19 protein-coding genes are annotated in these 19,917 nt (G+C 61.1%); 11 read left to right on the top strand and 8 right to left on the bottom strand.

The window, feature by feature from the left end:
• Position 1 precedes the first annotated feature (1 nt).
• Positions 2-835 carry a YfaP family protein gene (locus AC515T_RS25695; RefSeq protein WP_496530506.1) on the top strand — a complete coding sequence of 278 codons (834 nt, stop codon included), beginning with the start codon at positions 2-4 and terminating at the stop codon, positions 833-835.
• 59 nt (positions 836-894) lie between these two features.
• Here AC515T_RS25695 and AC515T_RS25690 read toward each other — a convergent pair whose 3' ends face one another.
• Together AC515T_RS25690 and AC515T_RS25685 are read right to left on the bottom strand one after the other, a co-directional pair.
• Positions 895-1,188, bottom strand: coding sequence for a type II toxin-antitoxin system RelE family toxin (locus tag AC515T_RS25690; protein ID WP_496530505.1), 294 nt, complete (start codon positions 1,186-1,188; stop codon positions 895-897).
• Positions 1,178-1,417: a type II toxin-antitoxin system RelB/DinJ family antitoxin gene (locus AC515T_RS25685; RefSeq protein WP_496530504.1), complete on the bottom strand. Its 240-nt coding sequence runs from the start codon at positions 1,415-1,417 to the stop codon at positions 1,178-1,180. Before AC515T_RS25685 ends, AC515T_RS25690 begins: the two co-directional genes overlap by 11 nt.
• A gap of 314 nt (positions 1,418-1,731) precedes the next feature.
• On the opposite strand from AC515T_RS25685, the gene AC515T_RS25680 reads away from it, so the two are divergent.
• The 7 genes from AC515T_RS25680 to AC515T_RS25650 all read left to right on the top strand — a co-directional run bounded on the left by AC515T_RS25680 (position 1,732) and on the right by AC515T_RS25650 (position 7,341).
• Positions 1,732-2,313, top strand: a complete 582-nt coding sequence (locus AC515T_RS25680) for a YjfI family protein (RefSeq protein WP_092258175.1) — start codon at positions 1,732-1,734, stop codon at positions 2,311-2,313.
• Between the two features lie 22 nt (positions 2,314-2,335).
• Positions 2,336-3,034, top strand: coding sequence for a PspA/IM30 family protein (locus tag AC515T_RS25675; protein ID WP_122566190.1), 699 nt, complete (start codon positions 2,336-2,338; stop codon positions 3,032-3,034).
• Between the two features lie 288 nt (positions 3,035-3,322).
• Entirely contained in the window at positions 3,323-4,357 is a 1,035-nt protein-coding gene (locus tag AC515T_RS25670; protein ID WP_496530503.1) for an ion channel, read from the top strand.
• Complete coding sequence (locus tag AC515T_RS25665; RefSeq protein ID WP_496530502.1) at positions 4,344-5,006, top strand: DUF2491 family protein; 663 nt, start codon at positions 4,344-4,346, stop codon at positions 5,004-5,006. The genes AC515T_RS25670 and AC515T_RS25665 overlap by 14 nt, the downstream gene beginning before the upstream one ends.
• A gap of 15 nt (positions 5,007-5,021) precedes the next feature.
• Positions 5,022-5,450 (top strand): DUF350 domain-containing protein, encoded by a 429-nt coding sequence (locus AC515T_RS25660; protein ID WP_003205981.1) that lies wholly within the window; start codon positions 5,022-5,024, stop codon positions 5,448-5,450.
• A 19-nt stretch (positions 5,451-5,469) separates the two neighbouring features.
• On the top strand, positions 5,470-6,171 hold the full coding sequence (locus tag AC515T_RS25655; RefSeq protein WP_496530501.1) for a DUF1190 domain-containing protein: 702 nt from the start codon (positions 5,470-5,472) through the stop codon (positions 6,169-6,171).
• A gap of 12 nt (positions 6,172-6,183) precedes the next feature.
• Complete coding sequence (locus AC515T_RS25650) at positions 6,184-7,341, top strand: glutathionylspermidine synthase family protein (protein WP_496530500.1); 1,158 nt, start codon at positions 6,184-6,186, stop codon at positions 7,339-7,341.
• A 200-nt stretch (positions 7,342-7,541) separates the two neighbouring features.
• On the opposite strand, the gene AC515T_RS25645 is transcribed toward AC515T_RS25650, so the two are convergent.
• The 6 genes from AC515T_RS25645 to AC515T_RS25620 form a co-directional block, all read right to left on the bottom strand.
• Positions 7,542-8,474, bottom strand: a complete 933-nt coding sequence (locus tag AC515T_RS25645; protein ID WP_122566195.1) for a phosphatidate cytidylyltransferase — start codon at positions 8,472-8,474, stop codon at positions 7,542-7,544.
• Position 8,475: 1 nt separating this feature from the next.
• The gene (locus AC515T_RS25640; protein WP_496530499.1) at positions 8,476-9,096 is read right to left on the bottom strand and encodes a lysophospholipid acyltransferase family protein; all 621 of its coding nucleotides are present in this window, start codon (positions 9,094-9,096) and stop codon (positions 8,476-8,478) included.
• 176 nt (positions 9,097-9,272) lie between these two features.
• On the bottom strand, positions 9,273-9,728 hold the full coding sequence (locus AC515T_RS25635; RefSeq protein ID WP_496530498.1) for a hypothetical protein: 456 nt from the start codon (positions 9,726-9,728) through the stop codon (positions 9,273-9,275).
• Positions 9,718-11,061 carry a phosphatase PAP2/dual specificity phosphatase family protein gene (locus AC515T_RS25630; protein ID WP_496530497.1) on the bottom strand — a complete coding sequence of 448 codons (1,344 nt, stop codon included), beginning with the start codon at positions 11,059-11,061 and terminating at the stop codon, positions 9,718-9,720. Before AC515T_RS25630 ends, AC515T_RS25635 begins: the two co-directional genes overlap by 11 nt.
• Entirely contained in the window at positions 11,061-12,818 is a 1,758-nt protein-coding gene (locus AC515T_RS25625) for a bifunctional alpha/beta hydrolase/class I SAM-dependent methyltransferase (protein ID WP_496530496.1), read from the bottom strand. Before AC515T_RS25625 ends, AC515T_RS25630 begins: the two co-directional genes overlap by 1 nt.
• 10 nt (positions 12,819-12,828) lie before the next feature.
• Positions 12,829-13,452, bottom strand: a complete 624-nt coding sequence (locus AC515T_RS25620) for a CDP-alcohol phosphatidyltransferase family protein (protein ID WP_496530495.1) — start codon at positions 13,450-13,452, stop codon at positions 12,829-12,831.
• A gap of 443 nt (positions 13,453-13,895) precedes the next feature.
• On the opposite strand from AC515T_RS25620, the gene AC515T_RS25615 reads away from it, so the two are divergent.
• The 3 genes from AC515T_RS25615 (at position 13,896) to AC515T_RS25605 (ending at position 19,568) form a co-directional block, all read left to right on the top strand.
• Positions 13,896-14,354 (top strand): GNAT family N-acetyltransferase, encoded by a 459-nt coding sequence (locus AC515T_RS25615; protein WP_496530494.1) that lies wholly within the window; start codon positions 13,896-13,898, stop codon positions 14,352-14,354.
• A 133-nt stretch (positions 14,355-14,487) separates the two neighbouring features.
• Positions 14,488-19,266 (top strand): RNase A-like domain-containing protein, encoded by a 4,779-nt coding sequence (locus AC515T_RS25610; protein WP_496530493.1) that lies wholly within the window; start codon positions 14,488-14,490, stop codon positions 19,264-19,266.
• Positions 19,263-19,568 (top strand): contact-dependent growth inhibition system immunity protein, encoded by a 306-nt coding sequence (locus AC515T_RS25605; RefSeq protein WP_496530492.1) that lies wholly within the window; start codon positions 19,263-19,265, stop codon positions 19,566-19,568. The genes AC515T_RS25610 and AC515T_RS25605 overlap by 4 nt, the downstream gene beginning before the upstream one ends.
• Positions 19,569-19,917: the final 349 nt, after the last annotated feature.

Below are 19,917 nucleotides of genomic sequence, written 5' to 3'. Positions count from 1 at the left end.
CATGACACTCCGTTATCCACAGGTCTTGCTGTTGCTCTGCGCCCTGACCGCGTTGCCACCGGCCATGGCCGCCGACTCCATCAAGCTCGACACCCCTGTCGGCGGCTGGCGCAGCGGGGCGCCGGGCGGTGAAGGCGAAAGCTTCAGCCAGACCGTCAACTACCCGGCCTCGTCGGTCAACACGCCCCCGGGCCAGGCCAACACCGCCCGCATCACCGGCCAGATCAAAAGCGCGCCCAAGGACAGTAACGCGCCGGGCCAGTTGATCGTCAACGGTGTCAGCCTGCCGCTGAAGCTGGATGAGGAAGGTCGTTTCGACCGGCCGTTCTCGTTCCCCAACGGCAGCAACAGCGTGGAAGTGCGCAGCGCCGATGGTCAACAGCGCCATCGCACGCAGTTTCTCAACACCAGCGGCGGCGCCACGCCGGCCAAGCTGCGGGTGTTGCTGACCTGGGACAGCGATGGCACCGATCTGGACCTGCACCTCGTTACCCCCGATGGCGCCCACATCTGGTACGGCGACCGCGCCGTCGCCAACGGCGCCGCCCTCGACGTCGACGTCACCACCGGCTACGGCCCGGAAATCTTCGCCATGCCCGCGCCGATCAAAGGCCAGTACCTGGTGTATGTGAACTACTACGGCGGCGGTTATCGCAGTGAGGAGGACGGCGAAGAAGGTGAGGGCGGTGGAGAGCAAGCGCAACAAGCCCTGACCACTGCGCAGGTCACCGTGATCACGGAGGAAGGCACGCCGAACGAGAAGATGGAAACCTTCGTCGTGCCGATGCGGGCGGTGGGCGAGTTGACGTTGGTCAAGAATTTTAGCTATCCGTGAGGGCGAATTGTCCAACGGCTGTTGGACAATTCAGTAAGCAATGCGCGTAGCAAAAAATTTCAGCCGGACGAGATGCGCTCCTGCGCATCCTGATAAACCGCTTCGCGCTCGCGTTTTCCTATCGCAACGACGAACACCACGACTTCTTGATCAATAACCTGATAGATCAACCGATACCCGGCGTTGCGCAGTTTCAACTTGTAGCAGTCGGGGAGTTGTCGGAGTCGGTTGGCTTCGACGCGGGGGTTCTCAAGAATCTCGATGAGCTTCTTTTTGAATTGCTGTCGCAGTGTTTCGCCTAGCTTGTTCCATTCCTTCAATGCACGTCGATCAAATTCAAGGCTATAGGTCATCCAGGCTGACCTTTACTCGTTGAGGGTTGGCGAGGCGTTCCGTAACCACTGCAATGAGCGCTTCATCTTCCTCGCTGATTAATGCTGTCTTGAAAGGCAATTTGCCTCGCTCCGCCACGTATTGAAGTGTCTGGCGTAGCAATTCGGAAGGCGTGACACCGAGCTTTTCCAGCTCGGCAAATGACCGCTGCTTAAGGTCATCGTCAATGCGGATGTTGATGGAAGCCATGGGGTAATACCTGTAATGACGTTTGGCGTTACGTTAGCAATTGCTCTTCCTTCTCGGCAACCTTTGGTTTGCTGGTTTTGCTGTTTTCAGACGAATCGGCCCTGCTGAGTGAGTCTGATAAAAATCTCACGCGTGAGCTATTGTGGGCTTTAGAAGTTACCTGTAGTGTTTCTCACGCGTGAGTTTTTCACAGTGGGGTCAGTACCATGCAAACCAGCTCTCCATCGGATTCGCCAGGCGGGCCTGATGGCGATTCAACGAGCAGCAAGGGAGAGCGCTCCAAACCCGCCGCGAAAAAACCATCGAGCTTCTACATGAAGCAGATGCGCGCCGGCCTGAGTGCCGCCGGGTATGTGAAACATGAAACTTGGGTGCTTCCCGAAAACCGAAGCCTGCTCAAGCAGATGGAGAAACAGCTACGCCAACCGATTCTGGCTGGCTCATTCATGTCGGAGAATTACATGAGCGCAGGTAATAACTGGAACATCGATCGCCTCTACAGCGCCCTTCAGGCCCTGGACGAAGTGGTCGCGAACGACATCACCCTCTCCCTCGTCCAAGGCTCCGAGTCCAGCATCAAGCTGGAAATGAATGACTTCGGTGGCTTGCCGATCTACATCGCCGTGGTTGGCGACCAGATCATCGTCGATACCGTCCTGGTGGACGTCGAGTCGATCAGCGACGTGGCGGCATTCAACGACGCCGTGCTGCGCAGCCGGGAAATGTTCCCGCTGTCGTCCATCGGCATCGAGACCATGCCCAACGGACAGGTCGTCTACAACATGTTCGGCGCGCTGAGCTCCGACTCCAGCCTGACCAACGTCGTCACCGAGGTCAAAACCCTCGTCGACAACGTCCAGCGCGCCAGCGAAGCGTTCGAACGCTTCTTCATCTAATTCGCCGAATAGGAACCATCCAATGACTCAGTCCATCTGGAGCAAGTTGTTCACCGCACTGCGTGGCGGTGCCAGCGAAGTCGGCGAATCGATCGTCGACCAACAGGCCCTGCGCATCCTCGACCAGGAAATCCGCGATGCCGACAGCGCGCTGGCCAATGCCAAGCGTGAGCTGGTCACCATCATGGCCAAGCACAAGCTGGCAACCGATCGTGTTGGCGAATACAACGCCAAGATCAAGGACCTGGAAGCCAAGGCCCTGGCCGCGATCCAGGCCAACCGCGAAGACCTGGCACTGGAAGTGGCCGAAGCCATTTCGACCCTGACCACCGAACTGGACGCCGAGCAAAAGCACGCGACCGAATTCGGCGGCTACGCGGACAACATGCGCAAAGACATCACCAAGGCCGAGAGCCGCATCAAGAGCCTGCGTCAGCAAGTGGACATGGCCAAGGCCCGCGAAAGCGTGCAGAAGGCCCAGGTCAGCGCTTCGATCGCCAGTGGCGGCGCCAATGGCAAGCTGGAAACCGCCGTCGGTACGCTCAATCGCCTGCAAGCCAAGCAACAGCAACGCGCCGCTGAGCTGCAAGCCCAGGACGAACTGGCCGAGGCTTCGACCGGCTCCGACCTGGAGCGCAAGCTGCGCGATGCCGGCATCACGCCGAACGAAGGCAGCGCCAATGCGATTCTGGAACGCCTGAAGAAAAAATCGGCTGAGTGATCGGTTCGGCCTGATCAATCAAGGCCGGTCGAGCACAAAAACCGTGGCGAGGGAGCTTGCTCCCGCTGAGGCGCGAAGCGGCTCCAAAATGGGGCCTGCTGCGCCGTCCAGCGGGAGCAAGCTCCCTCGCCACAATAATGTCCGGCACGCCACGGATTTAATTGTGGTGCAGGTACTTTTATCCAAGCGCCGCAACAGGTTTAATGCTGTCCGGCCACTACGCTCAAGCCCTCAGATGCCAGAGCGATGATCCCGCCAGGAACGAAGCCCCACGGAGTCAGGGACGAAATGTCGATTTTCCTTCTGTTGCGCACGTATGCGTCGTCCTTCTTCCATCGGTTTGGCTGGGCGGGCCTGGCCATTGCGTTGGGCGTGCACCTGTCCACGGCCTGGATCGGCCTGGTGCTGCTGGGCGAGCAACACCTCATCGCCGCCGCCACGTTTATCTACTTCTATCTCACCACCACGCTCACCGTCGGCTATGGCGATCTGTTGCCACAGACATCCGCCGGGCGAATTTTCGTGGCGACCTGGATCATGCTCGGGGGCATTGCCCTGTTGACGACGGTCATCGGCAAAACCACCAGCAGCGTCATCGATGTATGGAGAAAAGGCATGAAGGGCAAAGGCGATTTCACCGGCCAGGTCGGCCACACAGTGCTCATCGGTTGGGAGGGCGCCTCCAGCGAACGGGTCATCGAACTGCTGCTGCAGGACGAAACCTCCAATGACAACCTGATCGTCATCTGTGATTGCGATCTCGAAGAAAACCCCATGCCCGGCAAGACGTCCTTCATCAAGGGCGACAGCCTGTCCTCCGTCGCGCTGTTGCAGCGTGCCGGCGTGCCGGGTGCCGAACGCGTGCTGGTGCGCACCCACTCCGACGACCTGACCCTGGCCACCGTGCTGGCGATCAATCAATTGGGGCCGGTCGGGCACGTGGTCGCCCACTTCAATGACAGCGAAACCGCCGCCCTCGCCAGCGCCTATGCGCCGAGCCTGGAATGCACCTCCAGCATGGCCATCGAAATGCTGGTGCGGGCCTCCCAGGATCCGGGCTCGTCAGTGGTCATCAATGAATTGCTGTGCGTCGGCGAAGGCGCCACCCAGTACCTGATGAAGTTGCCCGAGGCGTTTGAGGCGACGTTCGGCGAGCTCTACATCCGAATGAAAGAGCAGCACAACGCTACGCTGATCGGCTACCGCGCCCAGGGCGCCCGACACCCAGCGATCAACCCGCCCGGCGCCACGCGTGTCGTGGGCGGAGAACTCTTCTACATCGCCTCCACGCGTCTGAAGGAAATTTCCCATGGGGTGGTTTAAACAGTTGATGGGGCTTGAGGCCCCGAACGCGAACCCGGCAGCCCGCAATAACTCGCCTATCACCGGGCCGCTGGGCCTGGCCTCCGGCAAGCAGGTCATGTTCGATACCACGCTCAAGTTGCTGCTCGACGGCAACAGCAGCGTGGTCATCCCGGGCTCCCAACAGATCTGGAGCCTGGGCATCGTCGACCTTGGGCAGTCGAACTGGCTGTCGCGCTGCTACATGAACGACGAAGACTACTGGCTGCAAGTGCACACCAGCGGCGACATCGCCGGGCAGGTCGAGTCGGTGATCCTGTTCAACTACCTCAGCTACGTCACGATCAACAGTGAAGCGGAGTTGCGTCGCCTGGCCGGCCCTGAAAGCCTGATCGGCCTGCCGACCTACACCCACGACGGTGTCGAGTACGCCCGCGAATGGGGCACCGAGGCGGGCCAGACAGAACTGGTGACGTTGAGCGAGCGCGTGAGCAATCCGGATGAGTCCTATAGCGTCGAGCACCGCTCGATGTTGTACGCCCGCGACACCGGCCTGACGGATCGCCGGGAGTTCCTGTTGTTCTCCGTCGAAGAGGACGCCGAAGGCACCGTCAGCCTGAGCACTTCGCTGGGTATTTCGCTGTACACCACTGACCTGAACACTCTTTGAATAAGGAAGAAGTCCATGCTTGAAGCGCTCTCCATTTCCCTGAACAAGGCCGCCGTATTCGGTTTCGTCCTGTACATTCTCGGCGCGGCCGTGCTGTTCGCGCTGTTTCAGTTCATCTACATCCATGTCACGCCGCACAAGGAGTTCGAACTGATCCGTTCGGGCAACGTGGCTGCGGCGATCGCCCTGAGCGGTGCCCTCATTGGTTTCGCCATCCCGGCCAGCAACGTGATCGCCTACTCGATCAGCCTGCTGGATTTCGTCGTCTGGGCGGTGATCGCCGCTGTCGTTCAGTTGTTGGCGTTCCTGGTGACCAGCCTGGTGCTCAAGGGCGCCTCCGCGCGCATCAAGAACGGTGAAATCGCCGCCGGTATCTACATCGCCGCCGTGGCCATCAGCGTCGGCATGTTGAACGCCGCGTGCATGACGCCTTCCACGAACTGATTGCGCCACGGAGATTCCGATGAAACGAAGCAAGTACGTTCAGCTTTCGCTGGCCGCATCGGTCGCCCTGGCGATATCCGGTTGCGGGCCAACGGAAAAAACCTACAAGTTGCAGAAGAAGTACAACTTCCAGTCTGTCCAGCAATGTGTCGATGAAAAGCTGCCGGTGGACATTTGTGCCAACGCCTACATGACCGCCATGTCTGAGCATCGTCGCATTGCGCCGACGTACGCCAGCCAGGCCGATTGCGATGCCGACTTCGTTCCCGATTGGTGCCAGCAGGACTCGGCCGGCCAGTTCATTCCCAAGCTGGGCGGTTTCGAGTTGAGCGCCGATGGCGAAGTCACGCAGTCCGAGGTCGACGCCGCCCGGGCCCAATTGCCGGCTTCGGAAGCGAACGTGGGAGGGTCAGGTTTCGGCAACCTGCTGACCGGCATGCTGATCGGCAACCTGTTGAGCGGCAACCGCAGCAGCTATTACTCCGAGCCGGTCTACCGCTACCGCGATGATCGCGGCAACTTCGGGTCCTCGACGCTCAGCCAGCGGGTGTCCAGTGGCTCGACCTTTACCAAGTCCAACCAGGCGCGGTATGGCAGCTACACCGACTCCGTCAAGAGCAGCAAGGCGATGTCTGTCGCGTCGTCCACGTCTCGCGGTGGCTTCGGCAGCCAGTCCAGTGCCCGCAGCGGTTGGGGCGGTTCGAGCAGCTCCGGCGGTTGAGGAACCAGCGCCATGAAGAAGATCCATTGCGCAGAACGTCCTGACTGGAAACAGACCGCCGAGCAGCTCGGCTTTCTGTTCCACACCATCGACGGCGAACCCTATTGGGACGAAAGCGCGTACTACCAGTTCACCCTCAAGCAGATCGAGTATGACCTGGAAGACCCGACCAGCGAGATCCATGAGATGTGCATGGACCTCGTGGCTCGCGTGGTCCAGAGCGAAGAACTGCTGGAGCGCCTGAGCATTCCCGCGCCGTTCTTCGACCTGGTGCGCACTTCATGGCTCGAAGGCCACCCGCACCTGTATGGGCGCATGGATTTCTCCTACAACGGCACGGGCCCGGCCAAGCTGTTGGAACTCAACTACGACACGCCGACCAGCCTCTACGAAGCGGCGGCGTTCCAGTGGGGTTGGCTGGAGCAATGCATCGAGCGCGGTACGCTGCCGGCCCATGCCGACCAGTTCAACAGCATCGACACCAAGCTGCACCAGGCCTTCGCCCAGTTGCAGCTCAAGGAGCCGTTCTATTTCGCCTCGATGAAAGGCTCGGTGGAAGACAAGGGCACCACGGACTACCTGCGGCTGATCGCGGAGAAAGTCGGCATCGAATCGCGGCACATCGATATTGAAGACATCGGCCTCAACAGCGACGGGCGTTTCGTCGACCTGCAAGAGCGCTGGATTCCGCACCTGTTCAAGCTGCACGCCTGGGAGTTCATCTTCCACGAGCCCTTTGGTGCGGCGATTGCCCAATGCGATACGCAGTTTTTCGAGCCGGCCTGGAAGTCGATCATCTCGAACAAAGGCATCCTGCCGCTGCTGTGGGAATTCAACAAAGGCCACCCGAATCTGCTCGCGGCCCACCTGGATACAGACACCCGCAAAGCGGTGCCCAAGGGCTGGGTGCGCAAGCCGTACTTTTCCCGGGAAGGCGCCAACATCGAGCTGCAGACGGCTGATGGCTTGATCGTCAGGGAGGACGGCCCCTACACCGACGCGCCGTTCATTCTCCAGGAGTTCGCGCCGCTGCCGAAGTTTGACGACAGCTACACCCTGATCGGTTCCTGGGTCATCGGCGACCAGGCGGCCGGCATTGGTGTGCGGGAAGACAACAGCCTGATCACCAAGGATTCGAGCCGGTTCTTGCCGCATCTGATCCTCGATTGATCGATTGCCAACCGCTCTTGTGGCGAGGGGATAAATCCCCTTGCCACAAGAGCTGTGTGCCAATGGGCCAAATACCGAAACCCTTGTGGGAGCGAGCTTGCTCGCGATGGCGATGGATCAGCCAACATCGATGTTGACTGACCTGGCGCTATCGCGAGCAAGCTCTCTCCCACAGGTTTAGATGTTTGCCACAGATTTCCTCAGGTCCACCAGTACCGCACCAGGTGGAAGAAGATCGGCGCGGCGAAGCACACCGAGTCCAGTCGATCAAGCATGCCGCCGTGGCCTTCGATCATGTGGCCCCAGTCCTTGACGCCGCGGTCGCGCTTGATGGCCGACATGACGATGCCGCCGGCAAAGCCCAGCAGGTTGATCAGCAAGGCGATGAGGAACGACTGCCACGGGTTGAACGGCGTGATCCACCACAGCGCGCCACCGATCAGCGAGGCCAGGAAAATGCCGCCGACAAAGCCCTCAACGGTTTTCGACGGCGACAGGTTCGGCGCGATCTTGTGTTTGCCGAACAGCTTGCCGCAGACGTACTGCAACACATCCGACAGCTGCACCACGATCACCAGGTATGCGATCAACAACAGGTTGCGCCCTTCGAAACCGGCGATGTCCAACGTCAGCAGGGCGGGCACGAAGGAGATGCAGAACACCGCGATCATCAAGCCCCACTGGACCTTCGAAGCGCGCTCGAGGAAGTGCGTGCTATCGCCGCCCAGGGACGCCAGGATCGGCAGCAGCAGGAACACATACACCGGGATGAAGATCGAAAACAGCCCGTACCAGTCGTAGTAGATCAACAGGTATTGCAGTGGCAGCGCCAGGTAGAACGCCGCCACCAGGGCCGGGTAATCACTGCGCCGGGTGGGGGTCAGGGTAAGGAATTCCCGCAGGGCGTAGAACGACACGGCGTAGAACAGCAGGATGACCGCCGCGTTGCCGAGCCAGAACGCCACGCCGATCACCAGCACCATGATCCACCAGGCATTGATCCGGGCGTTGAGGTTGTCGATGACCGAGTTCGGCGCGCCTTTGGTCCGCAGCTTGAGAATGAAACCAACCAGCGAAGCCAGCACCAGAATGGCGCCGATCCCGCCAAACAACATCAGGGTATATCGATCCATGTCAGACGTGCTCCGGGGCCAGTGCCAGCAGCGCGGCGCGGCTGCGTTCAAGAAATTGCTCTTTGCTTTCACCTTCTTCGATGCACAACGGCGCACCGAAACTGGTGGTGCATAGCAGCGGCAGAGGCAATACCCGCCCCTTGGGCATGACGCGGTTGAGGTTGGCGATCCACACCGGGATCACCTCGACCTCGGGATGAGCCTTCATCAAGTGGTAGATCCCGCTCTTGAACGGCAGCAGGCCTTCGTCGGGGTTGCGCGTGCCTTCGGGGAAGATGATCAGCGAGTCGCCGTTCTCCAGGGCTTCGAGCATGGGCTGCAAGGGGTTGTAGGAAGGATCCTTGCGCTCGCGGTCCACCAGCACACCGTTGAACACGCGGTTGATGATGTAGCGACGCATCGGGCTGGTTTGCCAATAGTCGGCCCCCGCCACCGGGCGGGTGAGCTTGCGCAGCGCCGGCGGCAGCGAGGCCCAGAGCAACACGAAGTCACCGTGGCTGCTGTGGTTGGCGAAGTAGACCCGCTGCACCGGCGTCGGCGCACAACCGAGCCACAGGCTGCGAGCGCCCGTGACCATGCGGGCGGCTGAAGTGATGAGGTTGGCGACCACGGGTTCGAACATGAGGATTCCTTGTCCTGAGAAACATAAGCCTGACTGTGGCGAGGGAGCTTGCTCCCGCTGGGCTGCGCAGCAGCCCCCAAGAGGCTGAACACAATCTATCTGATACACCACAGTGCTTGGTTTTGGGGCTGCTTCGCAGCCCAGCGGGAGCAAACCCCCTCGCCACAAAAAACTATCTACAGACCTGAAGCCAGCCAGGGACTGGCCAGGATGAAGCCCAGCACCAAGACGACTTGTATGGCCAATAATCGCGACTGCCGACGCAGCAGCAACAACGCACCGTGCCGGCGTTCGGTCCAGAGACGGCCGGCGCGTTCGGCGGGTTGCAGGCCCAGCGAGGTGAGGGCCTGATCCAAGGTATAGGTGCGTTCGGCCAGGGATTGGGTACTGTCCGCCATGCGCTGGAACAGATCGGCGTCAAACGCCACGCGCAACGCCCAGTACTTTTCCAGCACACCGAGCACCAGTAGCGCCGCACTCAACAGCAGCAACCACGGATCGATGACCCCCACCAGCCATTGCCCCAACCCCACCAGCGTCGCCAGCAGCGTCAGCCCGGTGGACAACTGGTCCAGCGAATGACCCCGGCGCAACAGGCTCGCCACGGTGTGCAGCTCCATATCAGTGATCATGGACATTCTCCCGGCTTCTGGATAACGGCTCCAACGCCCGACGGTGCGCCTCGTGCAAAACAATCTGCGGGCGAACTCGCTGGATTTGCACGATCGCCGCGTCAACACTTGCCGCCCGTCCACTGTGCAACAACCAGGCGACCACCGCCGTGGCGCTGCGCGAATAACCCAAGGCGCAGCAGACCAGCACCGGCCCGTGCTGACGCAGGCTTTCGATGGCCTCTGCGGCTTCCAGGCATTGCTCGCTGGTCGGTGCCGTCAGGTCGAGCACTGGCAAGGCACGATAGGCGACGCCCGTGCTGTCCAGGGACAGCTCCGCGCAGAGGTCGAGCACGCCGGTAAACGCGCTGTCCTTCAACTCCATCGGCGTGGGGATTCGCCCCAGCCAGACGTTGTCCGCCACCTGATCCGGCTGCGGATGCTGGCGCGTCCAGCAGCGGGAATTGACCCAGGCCGCCGCCAGGTACGGCGCCAACAACCAACGCACCGCCGGGCTCAAGCGGCCATCGGCACGCTTCTGGAAACCATCGGCACCGAACACCAAGTAGTTCAGCGCCACCATGAGCATCGCGACCGCCGGCCAGATCAGCCAGAGCCACGCGCCGCCCAAGGCAAACGCCGGGACGAACAGCACCGCCGCGCCCACGCCATAACGCAAGGCCAAGCGCCGACGGGCAGGATCGGCCGCCAGACGCGCAGTCAGCAGCGGACTCGGCCGATCCAACGGCCACAACCAGACACACAGCCAACCGGCCAATGCGCCCGTGGGCAGGTCAATGAAGTGATGTTGATACGTGGTCAGCACCGACACACCAATCAGCGCAAACCAACCGTGCATCAGCCAGCGCCAGAAGCCTTGCAGATGCCGCTGATAACACACCCACAGCACTACCAGCAGCGCGATGTGCAGCGACGGTGCCTGGTTGAACGGCTTGTCAAAACCCGCGAGCACGTCGAACAACCAACCGAACACCCCATCCATTTCCGGCCGGGGGAAGGTGAAGCGCAGCGGCCAGAGCAGGAAACAACTGACCGCAATCACCTGGGCCGTGAGCAGGCGCAAGGCATGGCGCTTGAGTTCGTCACGGCTGGTGGGCAACAGCAGGGACAGGCCGTACAGCAGGTCGATCGACCAGTACGGCACGATGGTCCAGGCCATGAACGGCATGTGGCTTTCCCAGGCGAACACCAGCGTGCCGACGTCGTCACGCTGGGAGGTGACCCAGGTGGCGAAGCCGTAGGTGCTGAAGAACAGCGGCGCCAACAACAGCAGCCACAGCACTGCCGGTTTCAGCAGTGCGGGTTCGCGGGCCGGAGCGATGACGGCGCTCATTACTGCACTCGCTGCGCCAGCGAAACGCTGAAAATGCCCCATTCATCGACACGCAGGGTGATCTTGCGAAAGCCCGCTGCCTCGACCAATTGATCCATCTCCGCCTGGGTACGTCGACGCATCACCCAGGCTTGCCCGGCGCGGTGACTGGTGAGGGCGCGGGCGATCAATTCCAGTTGCGGGTGCCACGGCTGACCGGTGTAGACCAGGAAACCGCCAGGCTCCACGGCTTCGGCCAGGCCCGCGAGGGAGCCGCCGACCAGTTGGTTGTCGGCAAACAGCTCGTACAGGCCCGACACCACGGCGAGGGTGGGTTTTGGCTCCAGGGCCGCCAGATCCTGGCGGTCGAAGGCATCACCTTTGACGAACCGAGCGATGTCGCCCAAGCCTTTTTCAACGATCAGCGCACTGCCGTCGCGCACGTTGATGTCGCTGTAGTCGCGCAGCAGGATCGATTCGGGCAACGGACTGACGCCTTGCAGCGCTTCGAGAATGTAGCGGCCATGACCGGCGGCGATGTCGACGATGCGCACTTCGCGGTCTTGGGCGCGCAACTCGGCCATCGCCAGGCGCAGCAGCTCCTCGACGTTCAGCTTGCGCTGACGAATGCCGCGCCAGCCGATGGAGTTCAGGTAGTTCTGGTCAATCATCTTGCCCAGTGCCGAGGTGCCGGTGGGGCGGTTGCGGTAGACGTAATCCAGGGTACTGCCGGAGTCGAACCCGGTGTCGAAGCCCAATTTCACCCCGGCCGACAGTTTGCTGCCAAAGCGCATGCTGGCGCGGGTCATGCGCCAGTAAAGGTCGCGCAACGAGTTGTGCGGCAGCGGCGTGGCCAGGGTTTCAGCTTCGGCGCAGGTTGCGCCCAGACGATCGGCGTCCAGCAGGGAAGGGCGGTCCAGCGGACGGGCGAAGTTTTGCAGGATGAAGCGACGGGCACTGGCAACGGCTGGCGCACGGTTCTTCTCGCCGAGGGTGTCGTGGAAGAACCCTGGCAGGATGTGTTTTTCCTTGTGCAGGCTGCCCAGGCGCTCGAAGAACTGCTCCTGGGGTTTGCGGTGCACGACAAAGTCCGAGCCGGAGATCAACAACTGCGTCGGCACCTGGATCGCCTGGGCATCGGCCACCACGCGGTCGGCGGCTTCGTACAGGCCCAGCAGCACGTTCACCGAAATGGCCTTGGTGATCAGCGGATCGCTGTCGTAGGACGCCACGCGCTCCGGGTCATGGCTGAGGAATTTCGCCTTGACGTAGCTGTTGACGAAAAAATTGCCGCGGAACTTGCGCATCAGCGCCAGGCCCGGACGGGCGAACGGCACGTAGAGCTTGACCTTGAACGCCGGCGACGCCAGCACCAGCGAGCGAATGCGCGGCGCGTAGTCGTGGACCCAGGTGGACACGATCACCGCGCCGACACTTTGTGCGACCACGGCGATGTTCGCTTCGTCGATCTGGTGCGCCGTGCCGATGTGATCGCAGAAGGTCTGCACATCCCGCGCACTGGTGGCAAAGCTCGGGCTGTCGCCGCGTGCGCCCGGCGACTGGCCATGGCCGCGTGCATCCCAGGCAAAGAAGTCGAAGCCGGGCAAATCCAGCTCATCCACCAGATGCGCAATGCGCCCGGAGTGCTCATGCCCACGGTGAAACAACAACACGGCCTGACGGGGCTCGCCCGCCGCCGCATCGACAGCCGGCCAGTGCCGGTAGAATAACTCCACGCCATCGTGGGTGGTAAACGTCAAATCTTGGGCTTCGCGCATTGCAACTTCCTTATGCTGAGGGAGCGTTTTCCGTCACCTGGCTCAGGCCATGACGGACCCGATTGACCAGGGTATAAACCAGCAGGGCGGCAACCACCGCCATCACACCATCAACCCACAGCGCCCCGAGCCAACCCAGGGCAATACCGGTCGCCAACACGCCCAACACAAAGGCGCGATCACTCTTGCCCATCGGCCCGTCATAGCGCCGCGAAGCCCCGACCATCGCCCCCAGGACGCCGGCGTATTCGCTGAACAACGCCAACAGCGTGACCAACAACACGAGCAACAGACTGGCATCGGGAATCAGGGCAAAAGGCAGGATCAGGGCAGCGTCGGCGATGATATCGCATAGCTCATTGAGGTAGGCGCCCAGATGCGATTGCTGACCAAACTCCCGCGCCAACATGCCATCCACCGCATTCAACGCCATGCGCAGGAACATCCAGATCGGCACCAGGACGAAGATCCACGGATGGCTGGCGAACCACGCGATCAGCGCACCGACCAGGACTGAAACGATGCCTGCGAGCACCGTGACCTGGTTGGCGGTGACGCCGTTGTTGTAAAGGCGTTGAACCAGGGGGCGCAGCAGGTTTTGGAAGGCAGGCTTGAGTTGGTAGATGGAGGGCATCGGGGTGAGATCTCGGCCGGTTGCGGGGCTGGGCTTATACAGGTGCGAGATTACGATAGGTTGAGGGGTTGCTGGCGGGTATTTCTTGAGAATGAGCGCGGGTAGGCATCTATTTGCGCATTTATCCGCGCAAGACACCCTGGGACATGTGAAAAACACTAACCCTGTGGCGAGGGGGCTTGCTCCCGCTGCGCTGCGCAGCAGCCCCAAAAACCATTCAACGCGGTGACCGGGTAGGTTTACGACTGCTGCGCAGCCGAGCGGGAGCAAGCTCCCTCGCCACTATCCCGACTTCACCAAAATTCCCCTGTGGGAGCGAGCTTGCTCGCGATAGCGGCCCATCAAACAAATAGATCTTCAACCTGCTGACCCTCTGCATCCACAATGGCTGTAAAACTGACCCAACCCCTCCCGCCAGGCCAAATGAACAAGGAGTGTTTCAAATGCCACAAATGGATTGGCTCGCTAACCACATGGATAAATGCGACCAGATGGCCGAGTGGCTCCATCAGGAATTCAGCTATGAGTTTGCCCAGCAATCCCTCGCCAGTTGGCAGCAGGAGTTCGCTGCGGGGCAGCACGATGGCCGCTGGAAATGCCTGATCGCCATGGAGTACGACCAGTTGCTCGGTGGCGCCTCACTGGCCAGCCACGACCTGCCTGACCGGCCAGAGCTGGGCCCGTGGCTGGCGTGTGTGTTCATCGCCCCCGATGCGCGACGCAGAGGACTTGCGGCGCAGTTGATCGAAGGCATCTGCAGCCATGCGCGGGAGGTTGGAATCATCACCCTGTTCTTGCACACCCACAGCCAGCGTGACTATTACGCCAAGCTGAGTTGGGAGGTGCTGGAGCGCTTTGAGGCTTGGGGGAAAGAGCAATGGCTGATGGCGCGGTGTTTATAGTCATCGGCGGGGCTCCCACGCCAAGCGTTTAAATTTAGCGAATCGCCCTACATCCTTTGTCCCCCTCCACTGACTGAATTCCCCTGTCATCCCCGGCAGAGTCTCGCGTCCGCTCCCGCACCGAGATTCCTGCATGCCCAGCTACGACAAAATTCTTGCCCAGGGCAACGTCATTGGTTCGCTGGTGATGGCCGCCATGGACCCCGAGCAGCCGGATGTCGAAGCGGTTTTCCAGGACTTTCGAAACTGCCTGAACGACTACGACGCCTGGGCTGAAAACTTCTGGGCCGGCTGGGCGTTGGATCTTGAGCAAGTGTTCAAGGTCGGCAATGAGGTGTCCCTCTCGGTACCAAAAAACCAGGACTCGCCCGTCAGCGCCACGGTGGTGGCCTGCCCGGCGGAGGGGCCGCTGACGCTGGTGCACATGTTCCAGGCGGCGCGCTTTGTGCCGATCGGCGACACACCGGTGATGTTGGAACCGGTGATTGGTGGCGAACCTGGGCAGGAAACATTCGGTGAGCCGCTCCACCGCGTGATCGGTCCCAGCGGCATCCTGGAAGTGCCTGAGTGTTGGCGAGGCCAGCGTTATCGCATCACCTTTTTCCCCCATGTCACGGCTGATCACGTCAAGGCGTTGTACGCGTCTTACCAAGGCATGGTCGATGAACTTGAGGGTTGGCTGAAGGCGGAGTGGGAGCAGTTTCAACCGCTGTGGGCGGAGTTTTCCGATGCCGGGTTTCTCGAGCGTTACGGTCAGTTGCAGCAAGCCGATTGGCACGGCTTCAAAAATGCCCTGCATCAGCTGTGGGACGACGTTAAACAGGTTTTCGGGCTATTGGCCGACCTGCAGGCCAACAGTGAAAAGCTGCTGGAGTACCTGACCCAGGCCGAGCTTGAACAGCTACTGAAGGCCTCATCCGAGGCGATCGCCAAAGGGCTGATGGTGTTGAGCGACGAGCCGTTGCTCTTCGTTCACATGGCGGCGTTCGTCAGTTGGCTGCGGATGCTGCCACCCCAGTACATGGCTGAAGTCGTGGGTGAAATGCGCGCTTCGGTGCTGATCAATTTCCTGTTGATGCGTTTGACCGGGGGGCTGGGTCTGCGCATGAGCGGCAAAGTGCTGGGCCGGCTCCGCTCGGAGCGGGCCCGGGAGTGGTTAATGGCGTCGAGCCTGAAACTGGGCCAACTCACCCCCGACCGGCTCAATCAACATGCCGATGTGCTCAAACCGTTGGTGGTCAGCCAGCGCGGGCCTTTAAAACCGACGCCTGTCGGACCTTTGCACATCACCCCTGAACACTCAGCACCATTGTCCGTCAGCAATCCGGCCGCCGTGGCGCGGGAAAAATCCCAGCCTTCTACCCGCCTGAGCGAACACGAACCCCACGACGACGCCCCATCCCAATCGAAAAACCCCAACGGCGACAGCGCCGACACCGCGGCCCAGACCCAGACCAGCGGCTGCCCGGTGTCGATGGTCACCGGCGAAGAACTGCTGACCCTGGACGACGGCACCCTCGACGGGCGTTTGCCGTTTATCTTCACTCGTTTGTACCGCACCAGCGCCGCCGACCTGGACATCGGACTCGGGCGCGGCTGGAGCCATGCCCTGGCCCATCGCCTTTTGATCGAAGGCGAGGAGGTCATCTGGGTCGACCAGGAAAACCGCCGCACCACCTTCCTCCGGCCCACCACCCAGCGTCCGGCGATCCACAACAGCCTGGCCCGCGCGGCCATCTACCTGAGCAGCGAGCCGGACGAGTTGATCGTCGCCCAACCCGGCGAAGACGCCCCGTTCCTACACTTTCGCGACGGCCATCTGATCGCCCTCAGCGACCGCTACGAGAACCGCCTGACGGTCCAGCGCAACATCCATGGCGACGTCAGCCGACTGGACAACGGCGCCGGGCGCTCCCTGCGCCTGCGTTACGCACAGCGCCACCTGACCGCCGTCGACTACCAGAGCTTCCACCCGGCCATCACCCTCGACGACGCCTGGCGGACCGAACAGACGCTGATGTCCTACCGCTACGACGGACGTTTCCGACTGATCGAAGCGACCAATGCCGCCGGTGAAAGCGAACGCTACGACTACGACGACCAGCACGTCATCCTCCAGCGGCAACTGGCCGGCGGGGCGAGTTTCTACTGGGAGTGGCAAGGCGTCGGGGCGGCGTCCCGCTGCGTACGGCATTGGGCCTCGTTTGCGCAGATGGACAGCCGCTACACCTGGGGCGAAGACGGCAGCGTCACGGTGCGGCACCTGGATGGCAGCCAGGAAGTGTATGTCCACGACGATCGGGCACGGCTGGTGCGCAAGGTCGAGCCCGACGGCGGCGAGCACCTCAAGGCCTATGACGAACAGGGCCGGTTGATCGCCGAACAGGACCCGCTGGGGGCGGTCAGCGAATACCGCTACGACGACGTCGGACGGCTAGTGGCGCTGATTCCACCGGACGAGGCGCCAACGTCCTACGAATACCGCAACGGTTTCCTGCACGCCCGGCAGCGCGGCCAGGCCGTGTGGACCTACCGCCGCAATGCCCGGGGCGATGTAATCGCCAGCATCGATCCCGACGGCCAGCGTACGGAATATGCCTACGACGCCCATGGGCAACTGCTGGCGCGGTATGACCCGGACGGTGGCGAACATCGTTTCACCTGGAGTCGCCTGGGCCAACTGACCGAAGAGACCCTGCCCGACGGCGGTCGCCGGTGTTTTACCTACGACGCCCTGGGACGTTTGCTCAGCCGCCGGGACGAACACGGCGCCCTCACGCACTACCAATGGGACGCCGTCGGCCGGCTGCTGCAAGTGACCCTGCCCACCGGTGCCACTCGGGCCTGGAGCTACAACGCCTACGGCAAGGTCATCGCCGAGCGCGACGAGCAGGGGCGGATCACCCGCTACGAATACGCCGACGACCTGCACCTGGTCAGCCGCCGCCTGAACCCCGACGGCAGCGAGGTGAAGTATCGCTACGACTCGGCGCGGCTGTTGCTGACGGAAATTGAAAACGAATCCGGCGAAAAATATCAGCTGGATTACACGCCCGGCGGACTGATCCGACAGGAAACCGGCTTCGACGGGCAACGCACCGCCTACGCCTACGACCTCAACGGCCACCTGCTGGAAAAAACCGAGCACGGCGAGGACGGCTCGCAACGGGTCACCCGGTACCAGCGTGACGCGGCCGGGCGCCTGCGGGTCAAGACCTTGCCCGACGGCCAGGCCATCGAATACCGCTACGACGAACTGGGCCGGCTGGTCCACGTCGACGACGGCAGCGACCATCCGCTGGCCTTCGAATACGACGCCCAGGACCGCTTGACCAGCGAACACCAGGGCTGGGGCACCCTGCGTTATCGCTACGATGCCTGCGGACGCCTCAACCACCTGCGCCTGCCGGACGACAGCCAGCTCGACTACCACCACGCCCCCGGGGGCGCGCTGACCGCCATCGACCTCAACGGCGCGCGCCTGACCGAACACCGCTTTGACGGCGGTCGCGAACGACAACGCCAGCAGGGCCGGTTGCTCAGTGATTACACGTATGACGAACAGGGCCGCCTCAAGGCCCAGACCGTGTGGCAGAACCCACAGCAGCAACTGTTCTGGCGCGATTATACCTACAGCCCCCGAGGCAACCTTCAGACCCTTTCCGACAAGCGAAACCGCCGCAGCTACCAGTACGACCCGCTGGATCGCCTGACCCGCATCGACTTTTCCCACAGCGAGCCGCCGGAACACTTCAGCCACGACCCGGCCGGCAACCTGCTGATGCAGGACCGCCCCGGCCCGACCACCGTCAAGGGCAACCGCCTGCTGCGGGAGGGCGACCGCCACTACGACTACGACGCCTTCGGCAACCTGATCCGCGAACGCCGCGGCCAGACCCTGGTCAGCGCCTACCGCTACGACAGCCAGCACCGCCTGATCGGCATCACCACGGCCGATGGCCGCGAAACGTCCTACCGCTACGACGCCTTCGGCCGACGCATCAGCAAGACCACGGACGGCCTGACCACGGAGTTTTTCTGGCAGGGCGACCAGGTCGTCGCCGAAAACAGCCCGCGCCACCACCGCAGCTACGTCTACGAACCGGGCACCTTCCGTCCACTGGCCCTACTTGAGGGCGAAGGCCCGGAAAAAACCACATCGTTCTACTACCACCTGGACCACCTGGGCACACCCCAGGAACTGACCAACCCGGCCGGCCAGATCGTCTGGTCGGCGCGCTACAACGGCTACGGCCAAGTCACCGAGCTCCAGCACGGCGACGGTGAGCCACTGGAACAGCCCCTGCGTTTCCAGGGCCAATACTTCGACCCGGAAAGCGGCCTGCACTACAACCGGCACCGCTACTACAATCCTGAGACTGGTCGCTATTTGACGCCTGACCCGAGCAAACTGGCGGGAGGGCTTAATGGGTATCGGTACACCCTGAACCCGACGGGGTGGGTGGATCCGTTGGGGTTGTCGTGCCGGTGCCCTGGCGATATCGAAGCCGATGGACCATTCAGCGAGATTGTGCCGGGGGGAGGTTTGGCTGCGCATGAGGCGCGTGGTGGGCATCTGATTGAGAAGCATATCGGCAGAACAAATGCTCAACTGGCCCAGAGACTGGAGGCAGAGCCGCATATTCCCGCAGCCTCTACGTTTCCTGATAGATCTACTGCTGAGTTTTCAGCGGCGAGAGCAATGGCGGCAAATGAACAGAAAATCGAAAATTTCTTAGCCGGGCCAAAAGAAAAGACAACTATTAAACATACGTTTAGCCAACCAGTGGGAATCAGTCTGTTAAATGGTCGTACCGATTATCTACCCGCGTCAAAAGTATTGTTGGTCTTGAAGAAAGATCAACGAAGCCCAACAGGATATTTTTTGCTAACAGGATTTCCGGAAGTATGAATATAGAATTTCCTGAATTACATGATTTTTTTGGGGCCTATTTCCACCAAGATTGGCCTGATGAACATGGAACGGCTGAGGAGGTCCTCGACGCTTTTCTAGCAGAGTCTGATATTGACGATTTGAGGGCTGTTCAACTAGAAGTCAATAGCCTGCTTGAGAGGAAGAAGAGTGAATTGGAGTTAAGGGCGTATTTATTGAGGGAGCTGAGTTGTTATTACAGTTACTGGCGCGCATGGGAGACGGGTGAGGCATGGTTACGTCATATTGCTTGCAGGCTGAGCTTTAGAGTTGACGGCTGAAACTGAGATACTTGATCTCTTACTCATGAAAATTGAAGCCCACTGTGGGAGCGAGCTTGCTCGCTTCCACAGGTTCATCTGTGATTTGCAGTCGCTACTTTGCCCTTAGCCATTAAAAAATAGTCTTTAGGCACCGATAACATTGTTTCTTGGTCGCGCCGGTTTTCTCTATATGTAGCCAGATTCGGTAATGAGAAAGAAATGCCCGACGGCTCGTACAGGTTCTTCACCATTGCGCTATTGTTCATATAAGGTAAAAAAGGATCATCTCCTTCGAAAATAAGAAAGCCTTTCTTGGAAAGGCCTTTTTTGTGCGAGCCGCCAGCATAAATTTAGGAAGAGTGCTTAT

It is taken from the genome of Pseudomonas sp. FSO-7, from assembly GCF_059579345.1.
Note: the sequence above shows the minus strand (reverse complement) of the source record. Positions and strands in the feature narration are given on the sequence as shown.

Bases quoted from the DNA above. Each gene is read 5' to 3' on its own strand.
- AC515T_RS25690 (WP_496530505.1), bottom strand. From the start codon at position 1,188: ATGACCTATAGCCTTGAATTTGATCGACGTGCATTGAAGGAATGGAAC.
- AC515T_RS25645 (WP_122566195.1), bottom strand. From the start codon at position 8,474: ATGGATCGATATACCCTGATGTTGTTTGGCGGGATCGGCGCCATTCTG.
- AC515T_RS25665 (WP_496530502.1), top strand. From the start codon at position 4,344: ATGGGGTGGTTTAAACAGTTGATGGGGCTTGAGGCCCCGAACGCGAAC.
- AC515T_RS25650 (WP_496530500.1), top strand. From the start codon at position 6,184: ATGAAGAAGATCCATTGCGCAGAACGTCCTGACTGGAAACAGACCGCC.
- AC515T_RS25610 (WP_496530493.1), top strand. From the start codon at position 14,488: ATGCCCAGCTACGACAAAATTCTTGCCCAGGGCAACGTCATTGGTTCG.
- AC515T_RS25660 (WP_003205981.1), top strand. From the start codon at position 5,022: ATGCTTGAAGCGCTCTCCATTTCCCTGAACAAGGCCGCCGTATTCGGT.
- AC515T_RS25655 (WP_496530501.1), top strand. From the start codon at position 5,470: ATGAAACGAAGCAAGTACGTTCAGCTTTCGCTGGCCGCATCGGTCGCC.
- AC515T_RS25625 (WP_496530496.1), bottom strand. From the start codon at position 12,818: ATGCGCGAAGCCCAAGATTTGACGTTTACCACCCACGATGGCGTGGAG.
- AC515T_RS25615 (WP_496530494.1), top strand. From the start codon at position 13,896: ATGCCACAAATGGATTGGCTCGCTAACCACATGGATAAATGCGACCAG.
- AC515T_RS25630 (WP_496530497.1), bottom strand. From the start codon at position 11,061: ATGAGCGCCGTCATCGCTCCGGCCCGCGAACCCGCACTGCTGAAACCG.
- AC515T_RS25635 (WP_496530498.1), bottom strand. From the start codon at position 9,728: ATGATCACTGATATGGAGCTGCACACCGTGGCGAGCCTGTTGCGCCGG.
- AC515T_RS25640 (WP_496530499.1), bottom strand. From the start codon at position 9,096: ATGTTCGAACCCGTGGTCGCCAACCTCATCACTTCAGCCGCCCGCATG.
- AC515T_RS25695 (WP_496530506.1), top strand. From the start codon at position 2: ATGACACTCCGTTATCCACAGGTCTTGCTGTTGCTCTGCGCCCTGACC.
- AC515T_RS25620 (WP_496530495.1), bottom strand. From the start codon at position 13,452: ATGCCCTCCATCTACCAACTCAAGCCTGCCTTCCAAAACCTGCTGCGC.
- AC515T_RS25680 (WP_092258175.1), top strand. From the start codon at position 1,732: ATGAAGCAGATGCGCGCCGGCCTGAGTGCCGCCGGGTATGTGAAACAT.
- AC515T_RS25670 (WP_496530503.1), top strand. From the start codon at position 3,323: ATGTCGATTTTCCTTCTGTTGCGCACGTATGCGTCGTCCTTCTTCCAT.
- AC515T_RS25675 (WP_122566190.1), top strand. From the start codon at position 2,336: ATGACTCAGTCCATCTGGAGCAAGTTGTTCACCGCACTGCGTGGCGGT.
- AC515T_RS25685 (WP_496530504.1), bottom strand. From the start codon at position 1,417: ATGGCTTCCATCAACATCCGCATTGACGATGACCTTAAGCAGCGGTCA.
- AC515T_RS25605 (WP_496530492.1), top strand. From the start codon at position 19,263: ATGAATATAGAATTTCCTGAATTACATGATTTTTTTGGGGCCTATTTC.